Origin of the sequence: Pseudarthrobacter sp. 1G09 (genome assembly GCF_050038305.1) — a bacterium.
In the GTDB taxonomy this organism is placed as follows: domain Bacteria; phylum Actinomycetota; class Actinomycetes; order Actinomycetales; family Micrococcaceae; genus Arthrobacter; species Arthrobacter equi.
Genome location: NZ_CP188306.1, coordinates 3,318,960 through 3,339,318 on the forward strand (window position 1 = coordinate 3,318,960; position 20,359 = coordinate 3,339,318).

The 20,359-nt window shown below is 66.8% G+C and carries 21 protein-coding genes; 6 read left to right on the forward strand and 15 right to left on the reverse strand.

The annotated features are described in order from the left end of the window. Positions 1-149 precede the first annotated feature (149 nt). The 3 genes from ACP3TD_RS15300 to ACP3TD_RS15310 form a co-directional block, all read right to left on the reverse strand. The gene (locus tag ACP3TD_RS15300; protein WP_426763846.1) at positions 150-2,231 is read right to left on the reverse strand and encodes a PhoX family protein; all 2,082 of its coding nucleotides are present in this window, start codon (positions 2,229-2,231) and stop codon (positions 150-152) included. Positions 2,232-2,414: 183 nt separating this feature from the next. Next, positions 2,415-3,416, reverse strand: a complete 1,002-nt coding sequence (locus tag ACP3TD_RS15305) for an o-succinylbenzoate synthase (RefSeq protein ID WP_426763847.1) — start codon at positions 3,414-3,416, stop codon at positions 2,415-2,417. A gap of 62 nt (positions 3,417-3,478) precedes the next feature. Next, positions 3,479-4,495, reverse strand: a complete 1,017-nt coding sequence (locus ACP3TD_RS15310; protein ID WP_426763848.1) for a magnesium and cobalt transport protein CorA — start codon at positions 4,493-4,495, stop codon at positions 3,479-3,481. A gap of 124 nt (positions 4,496-4,619) precedes the next feature. Between ACP3TD_RS15310 and ACP3TD_RS15315 the strand changes: the two genes are divergently transcribed. From ACP3TD_RS15315 to ACP3TD_RS15330, 4 genes are all read left to right on the forward strand, one after another. Beyond that, positions 4,620-4,961, forward strand: coding sequence for an ArsR/SmtB family transcription factor (locus ACP3TD_RS15315; RefSeq protein WP_426763849.1), 342 nt, complete (start codon positions 4,620-4,622; stop codon positions 4,959-4,961). 11 nt (positions 4,962-4,972) lie between these two features. Then, entirely contained in the window at positions 4,973-5,482 is a 510-nt protein-coding gene (locus ACP3TD_RS15320; RefSeq protein ID WP_426763850.1) for an SRPBCC family protein, read from the forward strand. A 46-nt stretch (positions 5,483-5,528) separates the two neighbouring features. Continuing rightward, the gene (locus ACP3TD_RS15325) at positions 5,529-6,713 is read left to right on the forward strand and encodes an MFS transporter (RefSeq protein WP_426763851.1); all 1,185 of its coding nucleotides are present in this window, start codon (positions 5,529-5,531) and stop codon (positions 6,711-6,713) included. Positions 6,714-6,781: 68 nt separating this feature from the next. Next, entirely contained in the window at positions 6,782-7,672 is an 891-nt protein-coding gene (locus ACP3TD_RS15330; protein ID WP_056075739.1) for a phosphatase PAP2 family protein, read from the forward strand. 631 nt (positions 7,673-8,303) lie between these two features. Here the strand turns inward: ACP3TD_RS15330 and ACP3TD_RS15335 are convergent. The 8 genes from ACP3TD_RS15335 to ACP3TD_RS15370 all read right to left on the reverse strand — a co-directional run bounded on the left by ACP3TD_RS15335 (position 8,304) and on the right by ACP3TD_RS15370 (position 14,613). Continuing rightward, positions 8,304-8,789, reverse strand: coding sequence for a hypothetical protein (locus tag ACP3TD_RS15335; RefSeq protein ID WP_426763852.1), 486 nt, complete (start codon positions 8,787-8,789; stop codon positions 8,304-8,306). Then, a complete protein-coding gene (locus ACP3TD_RS15340) occupies positions 8,790-9,443 on the reverse strand; it encodes a signal peptidase I (RefSeq protein WP_426763853.1) in 654 nt (217 codons plus the stop codon). Next, positions 9,433-10,038 (reverse strand): hypothetical protein, encoded by a 606-nt coding sequence (locus ACP3TD_RS15345; protein ID WP_426763854.1) that lies wholly within the window; start codon positions 10,036-10,038, stop codon positions 9,433-9,435. Before ACP3TD_RS15345 ends, ACP3TD_RS15340 begins: the two co-directional genes overlap by 11 nt. Before the next feature lie 71 nt (positions 10,039-10,109). Beyond that, positions 10,110-10,649, reverse strand: a complete 540-nt coding sequence (locus ACP3TD_RS15350) for an alternate-type signal peptide domain-containing protein (RefSeq protein ID WP_426763855.1) — start codon at positions 10,647-10,649, stop codon at positions 10,110-10,112. 170 nt (positions 10,650-10,819) lie between these two features. Continuing rightward, positions 10,820-11,536 carry an esterase/lipase family protein gene (locus ACP3TD_RS15355; RefSeq protein ID WP_426763856.1) on the reverse strand — a complete coding sequence of 239 codons (717 nt, stop codon included), beginning with the start codon at positions 11,534-11,536 and terminating at the stop codon, positions 10,820-10,822. Between the two features lie 65 nt (positions 11,537-11,601). Then, a complete protein-coding gene (locus tag ACP3TD_RS15360) occupies positions 11,602-12,816 on the reverse strand; it encodes an FAD-dependent oxidoreductase (RefSeq protein ID WP_426763857.1) in 1,215 nt (404 codons plus the stop codon). A gap of 89 nt (positions 12,817-12,905) precedes the next feature. Beyond that, the gene (locus tag ACP3TD_RS15365) at positions 12,906-14,123 is read right to left on the reverse strand and encodes an MFS transporter (protein WP_426763858.1); all 1,218 of its coding nucleotides are present in this window, start codon (positions 14,121-14,123) and stop codon (positions 12,906-12,908) included. Positions 14,124-14,187: 64 nt separating this feature from the next. Next, on the reverse strand, positions 14,188-14,613 hold the full coding sequence (locus tag ACP3TD_RS15370) for a hypothetical protein (protein WP_426763859.1): 426 nt from the start codon (positions 14,611-14,613) through the stop codon (positions 14,188-14,190). Positions 14,614-14,798: 185 nt separating this feature from the next. On the opposite strand from ACP3TD_RS15370, the gene ACP3TD_RS15375 reads away from it, so the two are divergent. Then, complete coding sequence (locus tag ACP3TD_RS15375; RefSeq protein WP_426763860.1) at positions 14,799-15,164, forward strand: hypothetical protein; 366 nt, start codon at positions 14,799-14,801, stop codon at positions 15,162-15,164. Between the two features lie 154 nt (positions 15,165-15,318). Beyond that, positions 15,319-15,642 (forward strand): hypothetical protein, encoded by a 324-nt coding sequence (locus ACP3TD_RS15380; RefSeq protein WP_426763861.1) that lies wholly within the window; start codon positions 15,319-15,321, stop codon positions 15,640-15,642. Positions 15,643-15,790: 148 nt separating this feature from the next. Here ACP3TD_RS15380 and ACP3TD_RS15385 read toward each other — a convergent pair whose 3' ends face one another. The 4 genes from ACP3TD_RS15385 to aztC all read right to left on the reverse strand — a co-directional run bounded on the left by ACP3TD_RS15385 (position 15,791) and on the right by aztC (position 20,354). Then, positions 15,791-17,560 (reverse strand): EAL domain-containing protein, encoded by a 1,770-nt coding sequence (locus ACP3TD_RS15385; protein WP_426763862.1) that lies wholly within the window; start codon positions 17,558-17,560, stop codon positions 15,791-15,793. Continuing rightward, positions 17,557-17,961: an alpha/beta fold hydrolase gene (locus ACP3TD_RS15390; RefSeq protein WP_426763863.1), complete on the reverse strand. Its 405-nt coding sequence runs from the start codon at positions 17,959-17,961 to the stop codon at positions 17,557-17,559. The genes ACP3TD_RS15385 and ACP3TD_RS15390 overlap by 4 nt, the downstream gene beginning before the upstream one ends. A 148-nt stretch (positions 17,962-18,109) precedes the next feature. Continuing rightward, positions 18,110-19,321, reverse strand: a complete 1,212-nt coding sequence (gene aztD, locus ACP3TD_RS15395) for a zinc metallochaperone AztD (RefSeq protein ID WP_426763864.1) — start codon at positions 19,319-19,321, stop codon at positions 18,110-18,112. 67 nt (positions 19,322-19,388) lie between these two features. After that, a complete protein-coding gene (gene aztC, locus ACP3TD_RS15400) occupies positions 19,389-20,354 on the reverse strand; it encodes a zinc ABC transporter substrate-binding protein AztC (RefSeq protein WP_426763865.1) in 966 nt (321 codons plus the stop codon). Positions 20,355-20,359: the final 5 nt, after the last annotated feature.

Genomic DNA, 20,359 nt, shown 5'->3' on the forward strand with positions numbered 1-20,359 from the left:
CCCGCCCCGAAACACCAAACGCCCCATCACTTCCCGCCCCGAAACACCAACGCCCCATCACTTCCCGCCTCTATAGGCCGGGAGGTGATGGGGCGTTCCTAAAAAACGGGCAAAAACTGATGGGGCGTCCCCAAAGAGCGGGCGGAGAGTTAGCCGCGGAACACCTGGACCACTGAGGGACGGGGTGCACGCACCTGACCGGCGGCCGGCTTTGCACCCGCACCAACGTAGTCCGGGAAGTAGGAGTGCGGCGCTTCGAAGGTGCCTTCCTCGCCCGGGTGTTGGACTGCGACGAACACGGTCCGCTCCTCGTCGTGGATGATGGGGCCGCAGGTTTCGGCGTCGCGGGGAACGGACAGGAACTGCTCCACCTTGCCGCGCTCGGCGCCGTCCAGGGTGACCTTGAACAGGCCGTCGTTGTAGCCAATACCGGAGGGGGCGCCGTCGGTGGAGATCCAGAGGTTGCCCACCGAGTCGAAGGCAACGTTGTCCGGGCAGGAGATCGGCGAAACCTTGTCCACCGGGTAGCCGGAGAAGTAGGTGACGTCGCCTTGGGCCGGATCGCCGCAAACCATCAGCAGGTTCCAGCTGAAGCTGGTGGACGTCTGGTCGCCAGTCTCGGTGATTTCCACGATGTGGCCGTCGCGGTTCTGGGTGCGCGGGTTGACCTCCGTGGCACCTTCCTTACCGGCCTTGCCGCGGTCGGAGTTGTTGGTGCAGACCACGTAGACCTTGCCGGTGTGCAGGCTCGGCTGGACGTCCTCGCAGCGGTCCATCTTGGTAGGGCCGCCCTTGGCGTTGGCCGCCTTGTCAGCGGCGATGCGGGTATGGACCAGGACCTCTTCGACGGACATGCCGGCGATGGCTGACTTGCCGTCAACCACCAGGGGCAGCCATTCGCCGAGTCCGTCGAACGCACCGTCGGAGGGGACCGCGCCGGTGCCGGTGATCTCCGCGGCGGGCGAGTTGCCGGTGAACTGGGCCACGAAGAGGTTGCCCTCGGACAGCAGGCCCATGTTGTTCTTGCGGTCGCCTTCGATGTACTTGCCCTTGGAAACGAACTTGTACAGGTAGTCGAACCGCTCGTCGTCGCCCATGTAAGCCACCACGTGGCCTGATTTGGCGACAATCACGTTGGCGCCCTCGTGCTTGAAGCGGCCCATGGCGGAGTGCTTCTTCGGAGTAGAGGTTGGGTCGAAAGGGTCGACTTCCACGATCCAGCCGAACCGGTTGGCCTCGTTTTCGTAGCCGGCGTTGCGGGTGTCGAAGCGGGGGTCGTCAAGTTCCCACTTGCGGGAGGTGGCGTTGGCGGTCAGGCCGTAGCGCTTGTCGCTGGCCGAGGCGCCGCCGGCCACGAAGTAGCCGTTGAAGTTCTCCTCGCCGGAGAGGATGGTGCCCCAGGGAGTGGTGCCGCCGGAGCAGTTGCCGAACGTGCCCTTGATGGCCTTGCCGGTGGGGTCGGCGACAGTCTTCACCAGGGCCGAGCCGGCAGCCGGGCCGGTCAGTTCATAGGTGGTGTCGTCGAGGAAGCGGCGGTTAAGGGGTGCGCCCTTGACGTAGGACCACGGCTTGGTGGTGTTCTTGCGCTCGAGTTCGACGACGGCCAGGCCATGGGCGGCGCGGCCGATGGCCCGGGTTTCCTTGGCGTCGTAGCCGGCGGGAACCATGATGTTCTCGTTCGTGTACTCGTGGTTGGTGAACAGGACTGCGCGGCGGCCCTTGGTGTTGGGGATTTCCAGGATGTCCGTGTAGTCGTTGTTGTAACCGAACTGGCGGGCCTGGGCGGCGGCGGTCTGCTTGTTGATGTCGAAGTCCGGCGAGTCGCTGAACAGCGGGTCGCCCCAGCGGATGATCGGCTGCCAGGTGAAGCCGTCCGGGACGGTTACGGCATCGACGGCGGCGTCCACCGGCTTGATGGCGGTGAACTTGAGCTTCGACTTGCCGAAGCCTTCCTTGGCGGCCTTGGACAGGCCGGCGGCGGAGGCCGGTTCAGCCGATGTGACGGCGGAGCCGAGCGCCACGGCCAGGGCACCGGCAGCACCAAGGCCCAGTGCGGCGCGACGGGACATGGTGGCGGAGGCGATATCACGGAAGTAGCTGTTGGAGCTGGTGTTGCAGGTTTCGCCCGCACACGCGTTGTCGCACTTCAGGGAACAGGTGACCGGGCTGCGCTTGCCCTTGGTATGGCCGAGCATTGGCAGCAGGTTAAATTTGCGGGCAGTTTCAGACATGGGGAACCTTCCAAGGAATCTCTCTGGGGTTGCCCGATCACCTTTCCAGCCGGTTCCGACGCGGAGCCGTCCTGCAGGTGAAGTTGAGGTTAACCGCCCATGACCTGCAGAAACGTCAAAGGTTCGCACACGGGTTTGCGGCAGAACCACCACAAGCGGGCGCGCGTCGGGGGGCGGGCGCGCCTACCCGGCCAGACGGGCGTGGACCCTGCGCAGCCGTGCCAGCCACCAGTCCCGGCGTTCGGGCGTTGCCGCGAACTGCTCCAGCAGCCCGGGATCGGCGGCGGCTTCGCGGAGGGTGATAGCGCCGTCGTCGGCCGTCAACGGATCCCGGGTGATATCGGATTCAAACAGGGATACTGTCCCCAGCCCGCACGCATACGGAAGGTCGGGGAGCGCCGCGGCCAGGGCCAGCCCGGCACGGATCCCCACGGAGGTGTCCAGTGCGGAGCTGACGACGGCGGGCAGCCCGGCCTGCGCCACGATGTCCAGCGCACGCCGCACTCCCCCGAGCGGCGCCACCTTGACCACGATCAGGTCGGCCGCGCCGGCCCGTGCCACTTTCAGGGGATCGTCCTCCTTGCGGACACTTTCGTCCGCGGCCACCAGCACCGGCGTTCCCGCAGCACGCAGCCGCGAACGCACCTCGGCCAGGCCCCCGATGTCCGGGACGGGCTGCTCAGCGTATTCAAGGCCGACGGCGGACAGCCGGGCCAGTGCCCTGACCGCGGCGGGCACGTCCCACCCGCCATTGGCGTCAACCCGGATGGCTGCATCCGGAAAGGCAGCCCGGACGGCTTCCACCCGAGCGGCGTCATCTTCGAGGGTTTGGCCGCGCTCCGCCACCTTGACCTTGACGGCATCCACCCTGCCGAAACGCGCCAGGACCTCCGGCACCCGGGAGGCCTCCACGGCAGGCACCGTGGCGTTGACGGGTATCGCCGTGCGCAGCGGCTGGGGAAACCCCTGCCAGGCGGCCTCGATGGCGGCGGCCAGCCACGGCGAAGCCTCGGCATCGCCATACTCCGGGAACGGGCAGAATTCGCCCCAACCGGCAGGGCCCTGGATCAGCAGCGATTCCCGCTCCATGATCCCGCGAAACTTCACCCGCATGGGCAGGCTGACAACGTGTGCCCCTGCCAGCAGTTCGTCCAGTGGGGGAATCTTTGCGTCGCGGGCAGGCATGGGATCACTGTACCGGCGGGCCGCGCGGCCACTGCGGAAGCAGAAGGCCTATGTGGAGAAACCTAGATCCACTTGTTGTGCTTGAAAGTGACGTACAGCCCCAAACCCATGGCCAGCATCAGGCCGATGGCGTACGGGTAGCCGTAGGTCCAGGTCAGCTCGGGCATCGCGGTGAAGTTCATGCCGTAGATGGACGCCACGAGGGTGGGGGCGAACAGGATGGCGGCCCAGGATGAGATGCGCTTGACCTGTTCGTTCTGCTTAAAGCTGGATTCGGTCATCCGCTGCATCTCCTCATTCTGCCGCTGTGCCACCAGGGCCGCGTTGACCGCGAGCGCGTTTTGGAGCAGCGCCCGGAAGGACGCCACGCGTTCGTTGAGCCGCAGGACGTGGTCCAGCACGTCGCGGAGGTGGTCCTGGAGGTCGGCATCAGCGGGGCGTTCCGGGGTTCCGGCCATCAGGGCCTGCAGGATCCCGGCCAGCGGGCTGGTGGCGCGCTGGAACGTGATGACCTGGCGGGAGAGTTCGTAGATGCGCCGCGAGACCTCGGGGTCGGCGCCAAAGAGGTCGTCCTCGATTTCGTCGATGTCGTTCTCCAGGCCGGCGGCCACTGGCTCGTACTCATCCACCACCTGGTCCAGGATCCCGTACAGCACAGCCTCGGGGCCAAGGGCGAGGAACTCCGGCATCGATTCCATGCGCCGCCGGACCTTGGCCAGGTCCGGCGATTCTGCGTGCCGGACGGTCACAACATACTCGTCACCGGCAAAGACGTGGATCTCGCCGAAGTCCACCTTCTCCACGTCATCGCGGTACCGGGCCGGCCGCAGCACCAGGAACAGGCATTCGCCGTAGTGTTCCAGCTTGGCCCGCTGGTGGCCTGCGAGGGCGTCCTCGACGGCGAGCGGGTTCAGGTCGAATTCCTCGCCCACCGACTGCAGCTCCTCGGCGTCCGGGCGGTAGAGGCCGATCCAGGCCATCCCCTCGCGCTGCCTCAGGGCAAAGTAGGTCTCGTCCAGGCTTTCCGGGTCCGCTGTCCGCATCCCGTTCACGTAGACGGCGTTGTCGACGATCGTCACGGCTTCGCCTCCTTCAGGAGCCACCGCGGGGCCCGCACCGGACCCCTTGCACGAAGGGTAGACCTTCGGAACCGGCACGCCAACAGCCTTTTATCGCATATCCATATGGGTATACGATGAGGTCATGGCACGGGCAGCGACAACCGCAGATGCGTTCAACGCCGTGGCCGAGCCCCGCCGTCGGGAAATCCTGGACGTCCTGGCCGGCGGCGAGCGCACCGTCAGCGAACTGGTGGAACTGCTGGAGCTGGCGCAGCCGCACGTATCCCGGCACCTGCGGGTGTTGCGGGAGGTGGGCGCCGTGGAAGTCCGCGACGCCGGGCGGCAACGGGTCTACCGGCTCCAGCCGCAGGCGCTGAAGCCCATCCATGACTGGGTGTCCGGCTACGCGGACCTCTGGGCGGACCGCTTCGACCTCCTCGACGGCGTACTGGAAGACATCCAGGATCAGAAAAGCGGACACTAAGGAGCAGGACAATGGCACAGGCAGGCGGCAGGACCATGGACATGACCTTCCCCAGCGACGAGGAAATCCTCATCACCCGGACGGTGGACGCCCCGCCGCACCTCGTCTTCAAGGCCTGGACCACGCCGGAGCTCGTCCGGCGCTGGTGGCCGGGGCGGCGCGGCGAGATGACAGTGGCGGAGATGGACTTCCGGGTGGGCGGGAGATGGCGTTACGTCATGCTGGCGCACGGCGAAGCGGAGGTGGCTTTCCACGGCACCTACCGCGAGATCGAGCCGGATGCGCGGATCGTGCACACGGAGGTGATGGAATTCCCGGGCATGGCGCAGGACGGCGAAGACGGCGCGGTGGTCAACACTGTCACCTTCGAGCCGGCCGACGACGGCGCCGCCACCAGGGTCAGCATCCGCACCCATGCGGGCAGCCGGGAAGTCCGCGACATGATTGCGCAGTCCGGCATGGAAGGCGGCGTCCGCGAACAGTTCGAGATCATCGGGGAAATCATGGCCGACCTCGCCTGACACGGGGTGCGCGCCATGAGATCCAACAGTTGTTACAGTCCATCGTGTGACTGAGTCCGGAACCCCTTCCCACCTGGTGGCCACCCGCACCGCCACGGCCCCGCTGTACGCCGCCGGGTTTGTGACGGCCTTCGGTGCCCACAGCATCGCGGCCGGCCTGGGCGCGCAAAGCGGGAACATCGGCCTGACGCTGCTGAACCTCGGCATCCTGCTGGCCCTGTACGACGTCGCCGAGGTCTTCCTCAAACCCGTGTTCGGTGCCCTCAGCGACCGGGTGGGGCCCAAACCGGTCATCGTGGGCGGGCTCCTGGCGTTCGCTGCCCTGTCGCTCATCGGGCTGTGGGCAGCGGACCCGCTCATGCTCGCCCTGGCCCGGCTGGGACAGGGCGCCGCCGCCTCAGCCTTCTCGCCGGCGTCGTCCGCCATGGTGGCGAGGCTCGCCCGCGGCGGAAAGGCGGGTGCCTACTTTGGCAAATACGGCTCCTGGAAGAGCCTTGGCTACATCATCGGCCCGCTGCTGGGAGCCGGGCTGATCCTGGCCGGCGGCTTCGCCCTGCTGTTCGGCGCCCTGGCCGCGCTGGCAGCGGCCACTGCCGTGTGGGTGCTGGCGGCGGTACCGCACCTCGAGCCGCTCCCCCGCCAGCGCTACACGGTCATGGACCTGGCCCGGCAGGTGGGCGAGCGCAGGTTCTGGGTTCCCACGCTGGTCCTCGCCGCCTCCACCGGCGCGCTCGGCGCGGCCATCGGCTTCCTTCCCGCACTTGCCACCCGCCACGGCATGGACGCCTTCGCCGGTACCGCCGCCGTCAGCGTCCTGGCGCTCGGCTCGGTGCTGACCCAGCCGTGGATGGGCAGGCTGCGGGACCAGGGCCGGGTTACGGACAACAGGGGCACGACGGCGGGGCTCCTCCTGATTGCCGCCGGCGTCGCACTGCTGGCGGGCGCCCCCGCCGCGGTCACCATCTTCGCTGCGGCGGCAGCCATCGGAGTGGGCATCGGCGCTGCCACTCCCCTGGGCTTCGCGCACCTGGCGGACAGCACCCCGCCGGAACGGATGGGCCGCACCATGGGATCGGCCGAGCTCGGCAGGGAACTCGGCGACGCCGGCGGCCCGCTCCTGGTGGGTGGCGTGGCTACGCTGACGGCCCTGCCGTTCGGGCTGGGCGCCCTTGCGCTGGTGGTGGCAGCGGCCAGCATTCCCCGGCTGCCCCCAACCAGCCCGCACGAGTAGTGAACACCGACGGCGCGCCCAGCACACGCGGAGAGGCCTCCCAGCTTTCTATGACACCCTTAACGGCGATGACTTCCTCACGGCAAACGCACCCCAGGACGCCTGCCCGGCCCGCACCGGGCTCGGGTTTCCTGTTCGTGCTGGCCACCCTTGCCTGCGTTGCCGGGCTCGTGGCCACGTACTACTACTTCGTGCAAACCACCACGGGGCAGTTCATCGATGAGTCCGCCCTGGTGGAAGCGGTGGACATCCACGGCCCAGCCGGCAAGGCAACCACCCGGTTCCTGGACCTGCTGCCCACCATCTCCCTGGTGATGGCCGCCGTCGTGATCCTGTTCGTCACCGTGATCCGGAAACACTGGACCGAAGCCGGGATCGCCGTGGCGGCCTGCATCGGCGCGAACGTTGCCACGCAGGTGCTCAAGGACCTGCTCCCCGCCCGGCCTGACAAGGGCGTGGTGACCCTGGAGCTGAACTCGCTGCCGTCCGGGCACACCACCCTGGCGGCATCTGCTGCGGCGGCCGTCTTCCTGATGGCATCGCCCCGCTGGCGGCCCATGGCCGGGTTCGTGGGCGGCACGTTCGCCATCGCCTCCGGGGTGTCCACGCTGATCAACCAGTGGCACCGCCCGGCCGATGTTGTGGCCGCGTTCCTGCTGGTGGGGGCATTCATGATTCCTGCCGGGTGGCTGATCCTGCGGCGCGGAACCTGGATTGCTTGGGAGGGCTTCAACCGGCACATCGGCTCGGCCAGGATCTGGCTGGTCCTTCCCGTGCTGATTGGCCTTGCCTCCGCGGCCGTTGCTGCCTATTCGCTGATCCGGATTGCACCGAGCCCATGGCAGGAAACCAGCACCACCAACTACTTCTGGGCCGGGATCTCGCTGATCGTGATCGCCGGTTACCTGGCCACCGTGGCCACCACATCACTGTTCGCTTTCGCGGCGCGGCGCCGCTGACGCCAGGCCCGCTGCGGCTCCCCGGGTCACTTTGGCCACCTCCCATCTGCCTCCCCAACCAGGTGGCAGTAGATGTCGTTTTGAGGGCTCAAAACGACATCTACTGCTAGCCAGTTCAAAACATGGGGAGTTGGACAGGACGGCAGGGCCTTCCTACCCTTGGTGAGACGCATGTGGGCGCGGAATGGTTCAAATCATGACGCGAAGTTGAGTGTTCCTTGCGGCAGATCCGGCCGTACCTTGATCCGGGTACCGGATAGTAGCTCTTACCGGGTTGCTGGGACCCGGTATCGCGGCTCCTGCTGGAGACGCCCCCCATCTCCTGGCGGCGTCTTGAAGTGGGCGCCGCCAGGAACCCACTTCCCGGTCATCTTGAGCCGCTCCCGTCAGGGCAGCGGTTCTTCGCCTTTAACGGCTTGTTGCCCTGACGAGGCCGTGCCTTGGGTGATCCACAGGGTGATTCAGGGAAATCCGGCCGGCCAACTCCGGCCGTCAGTGCCTTTGGGACCCTCGGGCGCTACCGGCGGATCTTCCAGCCCTTAAACCAAACCAGCTCGGCAGAAGCTGGCGCCGCCCTCGGGGGGGGTGGTGGCGGCGCCTGCTTCCGCCGAGCTGGCGGAGGCTGTGCACACTAGGCGGCGGCTGAGATGCAGATGACTTTGTCGCTGTTGTTGCCCTGCTCCAGGCCGACAACAGCGCTGGCCGTGACCTGTGTCTGGTCCGCGTAGGTGGCCACGACACGAATGGTGAGCTGTGACGTGGAGCGGTTGGCGGCAATAATCTGTGAACCAATGGTCAAGGTGACGGTGCTGGTGGTTCCCAGCACCACCGATTCCGTGTAGGACGGTCCATAGGTTCCGTTGGCCTGCCGTGCCGAATACGTCAAGGAGGTCGGTTTGCTGGTTCCTGCGGCGGACAGTGTGGCGATCTTTTGGGGGTTGTCGTTTCCGCAGGTGAATCCGGTGAAGGCCTGCAGCGGCCACGCGACAGTCATGGTGGCTGTCGCGCTTTGCTGCCACAGGGCCGACGCCGCGGTTCCACCGAGCCCCAGCATGACTGTCAGCACGAAAGCACCGACGGCCACCGCGGCCCCTGGCAGGTTCCGGAACGTGCGCATTTAGGCCACGGCCCCGGCCGGACTCTTGCTGCCGCGCGGCTTGCGGACGGACTTATAGACCGTGATGGCGCCGTAGCCGATGAGGCCGACGGCGGCCAGGACAGTCCAGGTGCCGCGGTCCGCGTTGCCCAGGGCGTTGGCTACGAAGCCCACGTACGGAACTGCGTAGAACAGCTTGCCTTTGACCTGGATGGCCCGGACTGGCTCGGGATCGTTGGCGCCGTTGTTGTCGCCCTTGGTGATCAGCGTCTTCTCCCCCGATTGGGTGGACCCGAAACCGACAATCCGGTGCGTGTCCACGTCCGGCCGGCCGGAATACATCTGGAAGGTGATGACGTCGCCGTACTTGAGTTCGTCGAACGCCACCGGCTTCATCACCATGAAGGTGCCCGGCGGGAACTTCTGCACCATGGACTTGGTCAGGATGGTGTAGGACTGCGAGCCGGTTGCCACCGGAATCACGATCAGGACCGCGGCCGCGAACAGCGCCACGAGCATGGCGGACATGCTCAGGATGCGTCCGACGGCGGCCCACACCCCGGTGCCCTTGCGGCGGCTTTCGTCAGCGTCCGACGGCGACGGGTTGGCGAAGCGGGACTTCTTGCGCGATGCGCCGGCCGGGAAGGCCGGCCCGGCGGTCAGGTCAGCAGCCACCGGACACCCCGCACTGACGGGCGGTGAGCGGAAGGGTGATGTTCACTGCTTGTCCTTTCACGGATGTGGGGGCCGCCGAGCTGAGGCTGGCCTGGAAACAAAAGATGGTGGAACCGTTCTTAGCCACAGTGGGCGAGGCGAGCCCGCCCGCACCTATCGCCGTGAACCCGGTGCCGTTGCCGCATTCTGCGGTGGAGGTGGCCAGCTTGGCGGTAACACTGAGGTAGCTGGCGAGGGTCCCGCCGCTGACATTGGTAATGGTTGGCTGGCCTGCTGTGATGACGGTGTTGAACTGGCCACCGGCGTTGGTGTTGTTGGTGACCTGCACCCCGCCGTACACCGGAGTTCCGGGCCCCAGGGTGCCTGCCGGAGACAGCGTCAGGGTTGCTGCCGTTCCGTTGGCCAGCGTCATGTTGGTGGTTTGGCCCGAGTTGACCGCCGTCATCGCCATGTCGAACGATGCCGAGCTCACTGTCCCGGGAGTAGCAACAACTGTGGCATTCCAGAGGGCGTAGCTGCCTTGAACGGTGAGGAAGCCCAGGAGCACTGCTGCGGCGACCAGGGCCGCCGCCTGCAGTGAGCGCTTGATGCGCATCGTGGTCTCCTCCTGGTCGGTTTCCTGATTCTGATGGCCGGGCGGCCCGAGGGCCACCCGGCCACGTCAGGTTAGGAAAGACCGGCCTGGGCCACCTGGGTCAGCTGGAACGCCACGTTGTTGAAGTTGTAGCTGGCGGTGGTGTCTGCACGGCCCGTGGTGGTGGACAGGAATTCAAAGGTGATGGTTGCGGTGACCGTCTGCGCGGAACCGGTGGGCTTCAGGGGGTTGGCCACGGCCGTCCCGCCCAGGGTGAGGGCCGGTGCGGAAACCGAGACGTTGGCGGGGGTGAAGCCGTTGGTGGCGCTGATGCCGGTGGTGCTGACGTCGGCGGCCATCTTGTTGCCTACCAGGGTGACGGTCAGGTCCTGGGTGAAGGTGAGCTTGTCGCCTGGAACCACCTTGTAGGTGTTGATGTCGATGGTGGTGCCGGCCCGGTCCTTCCAGACGCCCGCGGCGGTCTTCGCAACGTTCAGGTCGCCGGCGACGATGGTGCCGGGAGCCGCGGATGCCTCGGCGTTCCAGTTGGCCAGCGATCCACCGCCGCCCAGCAACAGTGCTGCGCCTACGGCGATGGCTGCGGTTCCCTTGATCAGAGTGCTGTTCTTCATGATGTGTCCCCTCAGACTTTGCTTACTTAGGTGGAAGTTGTCTTGCTGGGAACAACAATGCACAGCCAAACTCAGGAACTGAGGGGGCAAAAGGACAAAGAATGCTCAAGTTATTTGAAAGCTAAACCACGGCCTGAACAGGGCTTATACCCACGCGCAGGCCGTGGAGCTTACAGCGGGGAGCCGGCCTCCGGGAGGGCCAGCTGTTCGGTGATGATCCGGGCGGTCTCCGGGTCGCCCAGGATCCGGAAGTGCCCCGCCGTGGGAAGCGCAATGTTCGTGGCGCCCGGCAGGATGCTTCCCTCGGGGATGTGCGGATCGAACGGGCCGTAGATGGAGGTGATCCTGCTGTTGATGGCTTCTTCGCGGGCCAATTCGAGGGTCAGGGCATTCCGCGGCGAGAACATCCGCAGGCTCGGCAGCAGCATGTACCTGGCGTAGCTGGAGCCGGAAAAGGGGGTGCACACTGTGATCATTTTGCTGATCCGGTGCTCCGGGTCCATCATCAGCATCGCGTACTTGCCGATCAGCCCGCCTTTGCTGTGCGCCACGATGGCGGCGTCATGCAGCCCCGCCTCCTCGATGTGCTGGGCCACCAGCCGGGCCGCCGCCGGGATCTCCAGCTTGTTCCGCTGCAGGACCGTGACCACGTGGACGGGGTGGCCGGCGTCGTGGATCCGCTGGATCAGGGGCAGCATGAACTGCCAGTTTTCGTACACCCCGGGGATGATCACCACGGGGTTCCGTGTCCCTTGGTGGAAGGACCCGGGCTGCACCCGGGACAGCACGCCCTCCACCTGGCACATGGCCGCGTACACATAGTCCTGCACCCACCACAGCGCTTTCTGCAGTGGGCTGTTCCGAACCCGAGTCCCCGTTTCACCCATGTGTCGAGGATAACCGCGGTCCGGCAGGTACCCACCAACGCCGCCGGCCAAACTCCCCCGTCGGGTCAGAAAATCCGTGGGTGTTCTGGGCGGAACCCGATACCGATGAACCGGGCTGCCGTCCGGCGTATCCGCGGGCCGAAGGCACGCAGAACCCACTTGGCGGGCCGGGGAACGAAAGCGCGCCGGCCGGGGCGCCGTGCGATGGCGCGGTGGCCCAGGCGTTGAATGCGCTGCATCTTCCGGACCGGTACCTCCCGGCGTTTCTGCACAGCTGCCAGCGATTCGTCGCGCACCTCTCCGCGGGCCAGCCCGGGCGTGACGGCGTTGGCGAGTGCCACGGCATCCTGGATGGCGTAATTGACGCCAACGCCGAACATGGGCGACATCGCGTGGGCCGCGTCGCCAATAGCGATAAAGCCGGGCCGGTGCCACGTCTCCAGCCGGTTAATCTTCACGGACAGGAGTTTGATCTGGTCCCAACCCACGATGCTCTCCGCCGGGACGGCAAGGTGGGAAGCTGCGGCACCGATGCGGGCACAGAACGCGGCAAGCCCTTCGGCTTTGATGCTTTCGAAGCTGTCCTTCCGGATGATCATGCCGGATTGGTAGTAGCTGCCCCGGTCCAGGGTCAGCACCATCCCCTTGCCGGAAACATAGCCGAGCGTTGGCGGAAGCGGGTCGCGGGGTTTGGGCAGGTGGAACCACAGCACGTCAATGGGCACGCCCGAGCCGGTTGGGTAAAGCCCGGCGTCGTTCCGGAGCGACGATCCGCGCCCGTCGGCCGCCACGGTCAGGGGCGCGCGGACTTCCAGCGCGCCATCAGGATCCGTGGCCCGCACCCCGGCCACGCGGCCGCCGTCGTGAAGTACTTCATCTGCCCGTGTGCTCATCCGGAGCTCGAACCCCGGCAGCGTCGAGGCCTCGGCCGCCAGGAAGTTCAGGAAATCCCATTGCGGGGCGAACACCAGGAAGTTGTCCGGCGCCGGGAGGGTGCCAAAGTCGGCGATCGTGAAACGCTCCCCGTCGAAGACCGCGTCCATGGTGGTGATGCGGGTCAGCGGCAGGTCCAGGAACCGCTCCAGCAGGCCCAGTTCGCGCAGGAGCGTAATGGTGGACGGGTGGATGGTGTCACCGCGGAAATCACGGAGGAAGTCGGCGTGCTTTTCCAGGACCGTGACCTGCAGGCCAGCCCGCGCGAGGAGGTAGCCGAGCACCATACCGGCGGGCCCTCCCCCGGCGATGACGCAGTCCCGCTGGATGCTCCGGGGAATGTTCATGGGAACAGTGTCCACCCACCATGGCCCGTTGCCCTATCAGATGGAGTCCCTAAGATGCGGTTTTTGGGGACTCCACGTGATGGCGCACGTCAGTAGTTGCGGCGGTGCTTCAGGCGGGGAATAACGACGGCGAACACGGCCGCCGCCGCTAACCCCAGGATGCCGGTGGCCGAGATCCCCGCGCCCAGGGATGCCACGGCGGTCACCCCGGAGAGCAGCAGCGGCCCGCCCGTGGAGCCGGCGTCGGCCATGAACCGCCAGAGCCCAAGGAACTGGCCGCGGCCGCGGTCCGGCGAGAAATCGGCCCCCAGCGTCATCACCAGACCGGAGCTGATGCCGTTGCCGAACCCGATCAGCAGCGAGGCCAGCAGCAGCCCGGTGAACGAACCGGTCAGCGGGATCAGCACCAGCGCCGCACCCATCAGCAGGGTGGACGGCACAGCCACGAACTGCCGGCCCTTGCGGTCCATGAGCTTGCCGGCGGGATAGAACACCAGCATGTCGATGGCCCCGGACAGGCCGTAAATGAGCGAGGCGGAGGTGGCGTCCATGCCGAGGTGGTCGGCCCACAGCGGGATCACCACCTGCCGCGAGGAGCGGAGGGCGGACAGCAGCAGGATGCCGATGCCCACGGAGAGGAAGACCCCCGCGTGGGACACCGCGACGCTCCGAAGCGTGGGCTGCGGGCCCGGCGTGCCGCCGTCGGACGCGTCCGGAGAGGCCAGGTCCGGGATGGTGAGGGAGAGCAGCGCGGCCGCCGCCATGGCCACCACACCCACCCAGTAGGCGCCATTAATGCCGCCAAACTGCATCACCGCAGCACCCAGGAACGGCCCGATGAACACGCCGATCCTGTTTACGCCGCCCAGCGTGGACAGCGCCCTGGCCCGGAACCCCACCGGCACCGCCTCGGTGAGGTACTTCTGCCGGGCCAGGCCAAAGACGCTTCCGGACATCCCGACGACGGTCATCGCCACGGCGAGCAGCACCAGTCCGTTGGGCACCAGGGAGGACAGCCCGGCAGCGGCGAGCGCCAGGCCGGCGGCGACGGACGCGCCCACGATGGACCAGCGCTCGCCGAACTTCAGCGTGACGAGCGAGGCCGGCAGGTTGAAGAACCAGGATCCGAGTCCCATCAGGGTGACGATGAGCGCCGCCACGGCGACAGTGGCGCCCAGGTCGCGGGCGGTCAGTGCCACCACGGGAAGGATGGCCCCCTGTCCCAGGCCAAACAGCAGGGTGGGTCCAAAGGCGGCCACCGCAATGCTGCGCAGGTTGAAGGGCTGGGAGCCACCGGGGGAAGTCATCAGATTTATCCTAGGGCTGCACCCTCCTTCACTCCGGCGCGCAACGTCGCCCAGCGCAACAGAACTACTGCCGGGTCCGGGGTGCCAGCCCTGCCAGTGACCGGATCAAAGCCACCACCTCCACCACTGCACCGATAACCGAGCCCACCATTCCCAGCGCCAGGAACACCCGCACCACCATCGGCCAGCCGGGCCAGCCATCGCCGAAATCAAACGGGAAAACATCCCAAAGCCGGAGCAGTGCGGCCATTCCGAAGCCGAAAACCACCAGGTTTCCCAAGGCCTGCAGGCCCCTCGACCGGACCACTACGAAGGCAAGGTTCACGATGATGCCGGCAATGAGGGCGGCATTGACGGCGTCGAGGACGCGCGTCATGTCCGAAGCCAGGAACGGCACCATGCGCCAGCCGGGCCACATATTGATGGCCCACAGCAGGACAGCATTGACGAGGACGGAGCCGACACCGCCGCCGCGGCTGGTCGAAGGCATGCCATTAGCGTCGCGCCGGACCGCGCTGGCCCGGAAGTGCCGAAGGTCCCGCAAGGCCGGGTGCACCGCAGCGCCGGCCACCCTTCCCCAGGCATTAAATTCGGGGGTCACAAACGGCCCGCAGAGGAGTACATTTCGCCTTAGGGGTGCTGATCCGCGCCCCCAGCCAAGGGGAGGTCAATGCAATGGGTGAAATGTGGATCCGCACGCTCGGCAACGGGCTGGTCCGGGCAGACAGAGTCACGGAAATTTCATCCACCCGCGGGTCCCTCCACGAGGACCAGGGGTATTCGTTGAAGGTCATCGTGGACGGCAAGGGCCATGTGCTCATTGACGATGCGGACCTGCAGGGCTCCCTTGGAGATCGGCTGGAGTATGCCCGGCACATGGAGGACGCCCTGCTGCTTGCCATGGATGAGGCCCGCGAAACCGATGCCTCAGTGGTGGTGTCCTTCGAACCCGAGCGTCAGCGCTGGTCAGCGGCTCCCGTAGCGGTGCTGACCGGAAGGCTTCCGGACCTGGCCGGCAGGGTTCCCGAAGCAGTGGGCTGACCTGCAGTCACAGGATCAGCATCAAGCCGTCCGGTAATAAATTCGTCAAAGTGTTGCGTGCATCACATTCAACCCCTACTCTGTATGAGGCTGATGAAAACGGCCACGCAAAAAGCTGCAGCGTCGCAGCCAATGCCGGGGAAGGCTTTACATCTTGAACTCCAAGCTCCACATTGTTGTCCGTATTGATCTCGACCACGCACGTGCGAAGGTGATTGCAAAGGGGCATATCACCGTCCACAGCGTCAACGCCCTTTACGTAGTAGCTAAACGGGCCAACTCCTTGAAGGAAGGGCTGGACCTGGAACTGGATATCTCGCAGGCCTTCGTGGATGAAGCCGCACTGGAGATGCTCCGGACCGCGTCGGAAACCCGACATCTGCCCACCAGGATCGATCCGCTCCAGGCACCCTGCGCTATTAGTGTCCTGGCGCCGCACCGCAAGGTTCCCGCCACCGCAACCCGCCTGGCCGCATAGCGAAGACCCTGGCACCACAGAGCCCATGCTTCGGGCCCGCGTGCCAGCCATTCCTGAAAGTTCCGCCCCTCGCCCTGTCCCTTTGCCGCTGAACCCACACATACGGGTGGCGGCTCGGGACGGGGCGGCGTGCGTTTAAGGGCCGTACTCAGGTGTGCGATGCCAGCCATTCCCTGAGCCGCGGCTCAGGAAGCGGACGGGCGAAAAGGTAGCCCTGGGCTAGGTCGCAGCCCATGTCCTGCAGCGTCTGTGCCTGGCTGGAGGTTTCCACCCCTTCGGCCACGGCCCGGATCCCCACCGCGTGTGCCAGGTCGATGCAGCTGCCCACGATCGCAGCGTCCCCGGTGTCCAGTCCCAGCCCCATGATGAAGGACCGGTCAATCTTCAGTTCGTTGATGGGGAACTTCTTCAGGTAGGTGAGGCTTGAGTAGCCCGTGCCAAAGTCGTCGACAGCGAGCCCCACGCCCAGGTTCTTGAGGGCGGTCAGTGATTCCACGGCCGCGCCGGGATCGGACATCAGTGCCGTTTCGGTGATTTCGAGCAGCAGCAGCGCCGGGTCCATGTTGCGCCGCTCCAGCGCGCCTTCCACCATGTCCACCAGGCCGGGATCGTTGAGCTGCCGGGCGGACAGGTTGACGGCAAATTCCAGTCCGGCACCGTGGTGGTCATCCCGGCGCAGGCTTTCGGCCAGTTTCAGGGTCTCGTCCAGCACCCACTCACCCAGCGGACGCACCAGCCCGGATTCCTCGGCCATGGCAATGAATTCCGACGGCGGGAGCAGGCCCCGGGTGGGATGCTGCCAGCGCACCAGGGCCTCCACGCCGCTGGCCCGCCCCGTGTGCAGGTCAATCCGGGGCTGGTAGTGGACGCGGAGGGCGCCTTCGCCGATCCCCCGGCGCAGCTCGCCGAGGGCACGGAGCCGGTCCACCGCCGGGTCCGATGGTGCCGGCCGGTGCAGCTCCCAGCGGTTCCGGCCGCGTTCCTTGGCCCGGTACATGGCGATGTCCGCACGGCGGATGAGGTCCTCAACGGAGTGGTCCCCGCCCCGGGCAACCGCGATGCCGATGCTGGCCGAGGTGACGATTTCGATGCCCTCGAGATGGATCGGTGCCGCGAGGACGTCCAGCAGCCGGGCGGCCAGGGCGGCCGCTTCCTCTGTCCCGGCCACTGCGTCCAGCACCACGAACTCGTCCCCGGACAACCGGCCCACCGCACCGGGCGCGTGGACAGCGGCGGCCAGCCGCCCCGCCACGGACACCAGCAGGTTGTCCCCGGCTCCGTGGCCCAGGCTGTCGTTGACTGCCTTGAAGTGGTCCAGGTCGATAAAGAGGGCCGCCAGCGGATTCCCCTCACTCATGCTGTCCGTTGCTGCACCGACAGCCCGCACTGCGCCAAACCGGGCCTTCAGGCCGGCCCGGTTGGGCAGGCCTGTCAGCGCGTCGTGCAGGGCCAGCCGCTGCAGTTCCTGCTCCGCGAGGGCACGCCTGGTATCCGCTTCCTCGGCGGCGCGCAGGGCGGAGACCAGTTCCTTCTCGTACAGCCGGCGCTCGTGGGCGCTGAAGATGATCACGCGGACGCTGTCCGGTTCCTGCCCCGTCGCCGCGAACCGCGAGGCCGAGAGCAGCGCCGGGCGCCGGACGCCGTCAGAGCCGATGATGTCCACGGCAATCTCGGACACCGAGCCGGTAATGCCCAGCTGCGGAATGCAGTGGGTGGCGTAGAGGATCTGGTCACCCACCGGCATCAGGGATTGCAGCTTCATTCCGAGCAGCTTCGCCCGGCTGTAACCGGTCCACCGCACGAAGGTGTCGTTGACCGCGGAGATAAGGCCGGCGTCGTCCGTGATGAGGTAGCCGCACGGAGCCTGGTGGAAGAGCGTCTCAAAGTTGGCCACGGGCTGGCCGGCGGTGTCCGTCATGGGTGTGGATGGAGGTAGTGCAGGATGGCTGCAGCCGTGGCTTCGGGAGCACTCACGTGGGGGCAGTGGCCGGTTGCCGTCAGCTGGACCAGGGAGCTGCGGCCGAGCTGCTGGTGGACGTAGGAACCCACCGCTGCCGGTGCCAGGAGGTCATCGGTGCATTGCAGGATCAGGGTTCCGTATTTTTCCCGGTCGTACGCCTCAAGGTCCGAGTGTCCGGCGCCCACATGGTCGAAGAGCACCACCCGGTAGTCGGCGGCGAAGTAGGGCACCAGCCGCCGCCACATGTCCTGGTCGCAGCCGTAGCCGTGGGCGAACATCATCACCGGCCCGTCCGCGCGGCCCAGCACGGTGACGTTGTTGCGATTGGCAACGGTCTCTGTGGTGAGTTCTCCGAGCATGGTCCGGCCCCTATGTAGTCAGCAGGGTGGCTTCTTCCTCAGATAGTAGTAGCGGCGGCCCTGAAACCAACCACAAATTTCGCGCAAGAGCCCTGGGAGCCGCGGACGCAACCGCCCGCGGCTCCCAGGAGCAGACCTGGACAAGCGCCTAGCCGGTAACCCCGGTCAGCTCGTTGGGCACTGCCTCCAGCGCGCCGGTGCCGGTGATCTTCCCGGTTTCGATGTCGACGGCGTGGATGGACTTCGACGCCGGATCGGTGACGTAGGCGGTGTGCCCGTTGACGAACAGGGTGGGCCGGGGCTGCTGCCAGTCCAGCGGTTCCTCCCACGGCGCGGTCACCGGGAAGACGTTTTTGACGGCCGCTGTTGCGGGGTCGATGACGTGCAGCGCGCCGTCGGTGCCGAGCACCAGGGCTTCGCCGTGCGGTCCCCGGCCCAGGGAACGGAAGCTGTAGCTGGTGCCGAGGTCCACGAAGGCCAGGGATTTCGTCTCGGTGTTGATCAGGGAGACGGTCTCCGGCCGTTCCAGTTCGGCGTCCTTGTCCTGCTTGTAGTCGCCCAGCGTCACCGGGGATTCCTCCGAGCCGGCCTGGTTGCCGATCCTTCCGTATTCAGTAGGGCTCGCCAGTTTGGTGATGGCGCCGTCGGCGTAGATCAGGACGCCGGTCTCGCATCCGATGACCACTGCCTCGCCGGCTGCCGTGGCCTCACCGTGAACGCCCGGGCAGTCCTCGTTCCGGGCGATTTCCTTGCCGTCGGCGTCCGTCACCACAATGCCGGGCCGTTCCTTGTCGTTCCCGAGGGTGAGGACGAGCTCGCCGTTGGCAAGTTCGACGGCGACACCATGGTGGGCTTCTTCGGCGCGGTGTGTTTCCACCCGGGGCTGTCCGGCGGCCAGGTCCGCAGAATTGAAGACAGTCACCTCGCCGGTTCCGTCGCTGAAGAGGATGGTTTTTTCATGGTGGCGGACAACGTGGCCCGGCTTGGTGGTGGGGAAGACGATGTCCGTCATGGCGGTTTCCTGGGCATAGTGCCTGCCGCCGTCGGTCCACGCCCCGGTGTCCAGGACCTCGAATCCCTTGGCGGTGGAGATGACCACATGGCGGCCGTCGCCGGCGGGGTTGATGCGGTTGAACCCCTCCATGGGAAAGTCGGCCAGCACCTTGAAGGTCTCCGGGTCGAGGACCTGGATACCGCCATCGTAGGTGGTGACAAGGCGCGGCGCTGCGGAGTCCACGGTGGCGGCCTGGGTTGGCGCCGGGCTGGCGGGGCTTGAGGCGGCAGTGCCGCAGCCGGAGAGCAGCAGGCCGGCGGCGGCCAGCACTGTCATCAGGCGGACGGGTGCGATGCGGTGATACATGGGTGGTTCCTTCTGTGTGGGTGGGGAGCTCCGGGAGCGGAGCCCAGGTCTGTCTGGTTGTGCCGGGTCAGGCCAGGGCCCGGGTAATGCGTTCGGCGTTGGCGCGCATCATGCCCAGGTAGGTGCCGGCGTCGGATCCTTCAGGGCCCAGTGATTCGGTGAAGAGCGGGACCACGGTGATGTCCTCGCCGGCCTCGGCGGCCAGCACCTCGGCCAGCCGGGCGGGTTGCGACGAATCGGCGAAGATGGCCCGCACCCCGGCGGACCGGATCTTGCCGGTGAGGTCGGCCAGGTCGGTGGGACTGGGTGAGGCGAGCGTCGTTCCGCTGGGGATCACGGCACCCACCACCTCGAAACCGAACCGATCGGCCAGGTAGCCGAACACGTGGTGGTTGGTGATGAGCTTGCGCTGGCCGGGATCGATGCCGGCGAATCCGGCCTCCATGGCTGCCTCCAGTTCCTGCAGTTGCCCGGTGTAGGTGGCTGCCTGCGAGCGCACGGCACCGGTGTCGGCGCCGGCCACGTGCTCACTGACTGCCGCGGCGATGGCATCCGCGGCCCGGGCCACGCGGGAGGGATCGGTCCAGAAGTGCGGGTCCGGAGCGCCCTGTCCGGACTGGGTGAAGGAGAGGGGCCCGACGGCGTCCAGCACCGGCAACACCGGCACACCTTCGGCCTCGGCTGCTTTCACATGGTTGAGGACGTTCTCTTCAAGGCCGCCGCCGTTGTGGATGATGAGGGCCGCGTTTTCGATCCCGGCAGCCTGCCGGGCGGAGATGCCGAATGAGTGCGGGTCGGCGTTGGCAGCCATGAGGACCACCACATCGGCCTGCTCCCCCACCACGTTGCGGGTGATGTCGCCCAGGATGTTGGTGGTGACCACCACTGTGGGGCGCTCCGCGGCAGCGGCCGAACATCCGCCCAGGGCAAGCCCCAGGCCGAGGCCCAGCACCAGCAGCGCGCCCAGCTTGGCGGGCCAGCCTGCTTTCCCGGCACGGGTGCGCCCTGCAGCCAGGCCGCTCCGCATGCCCATGCCCC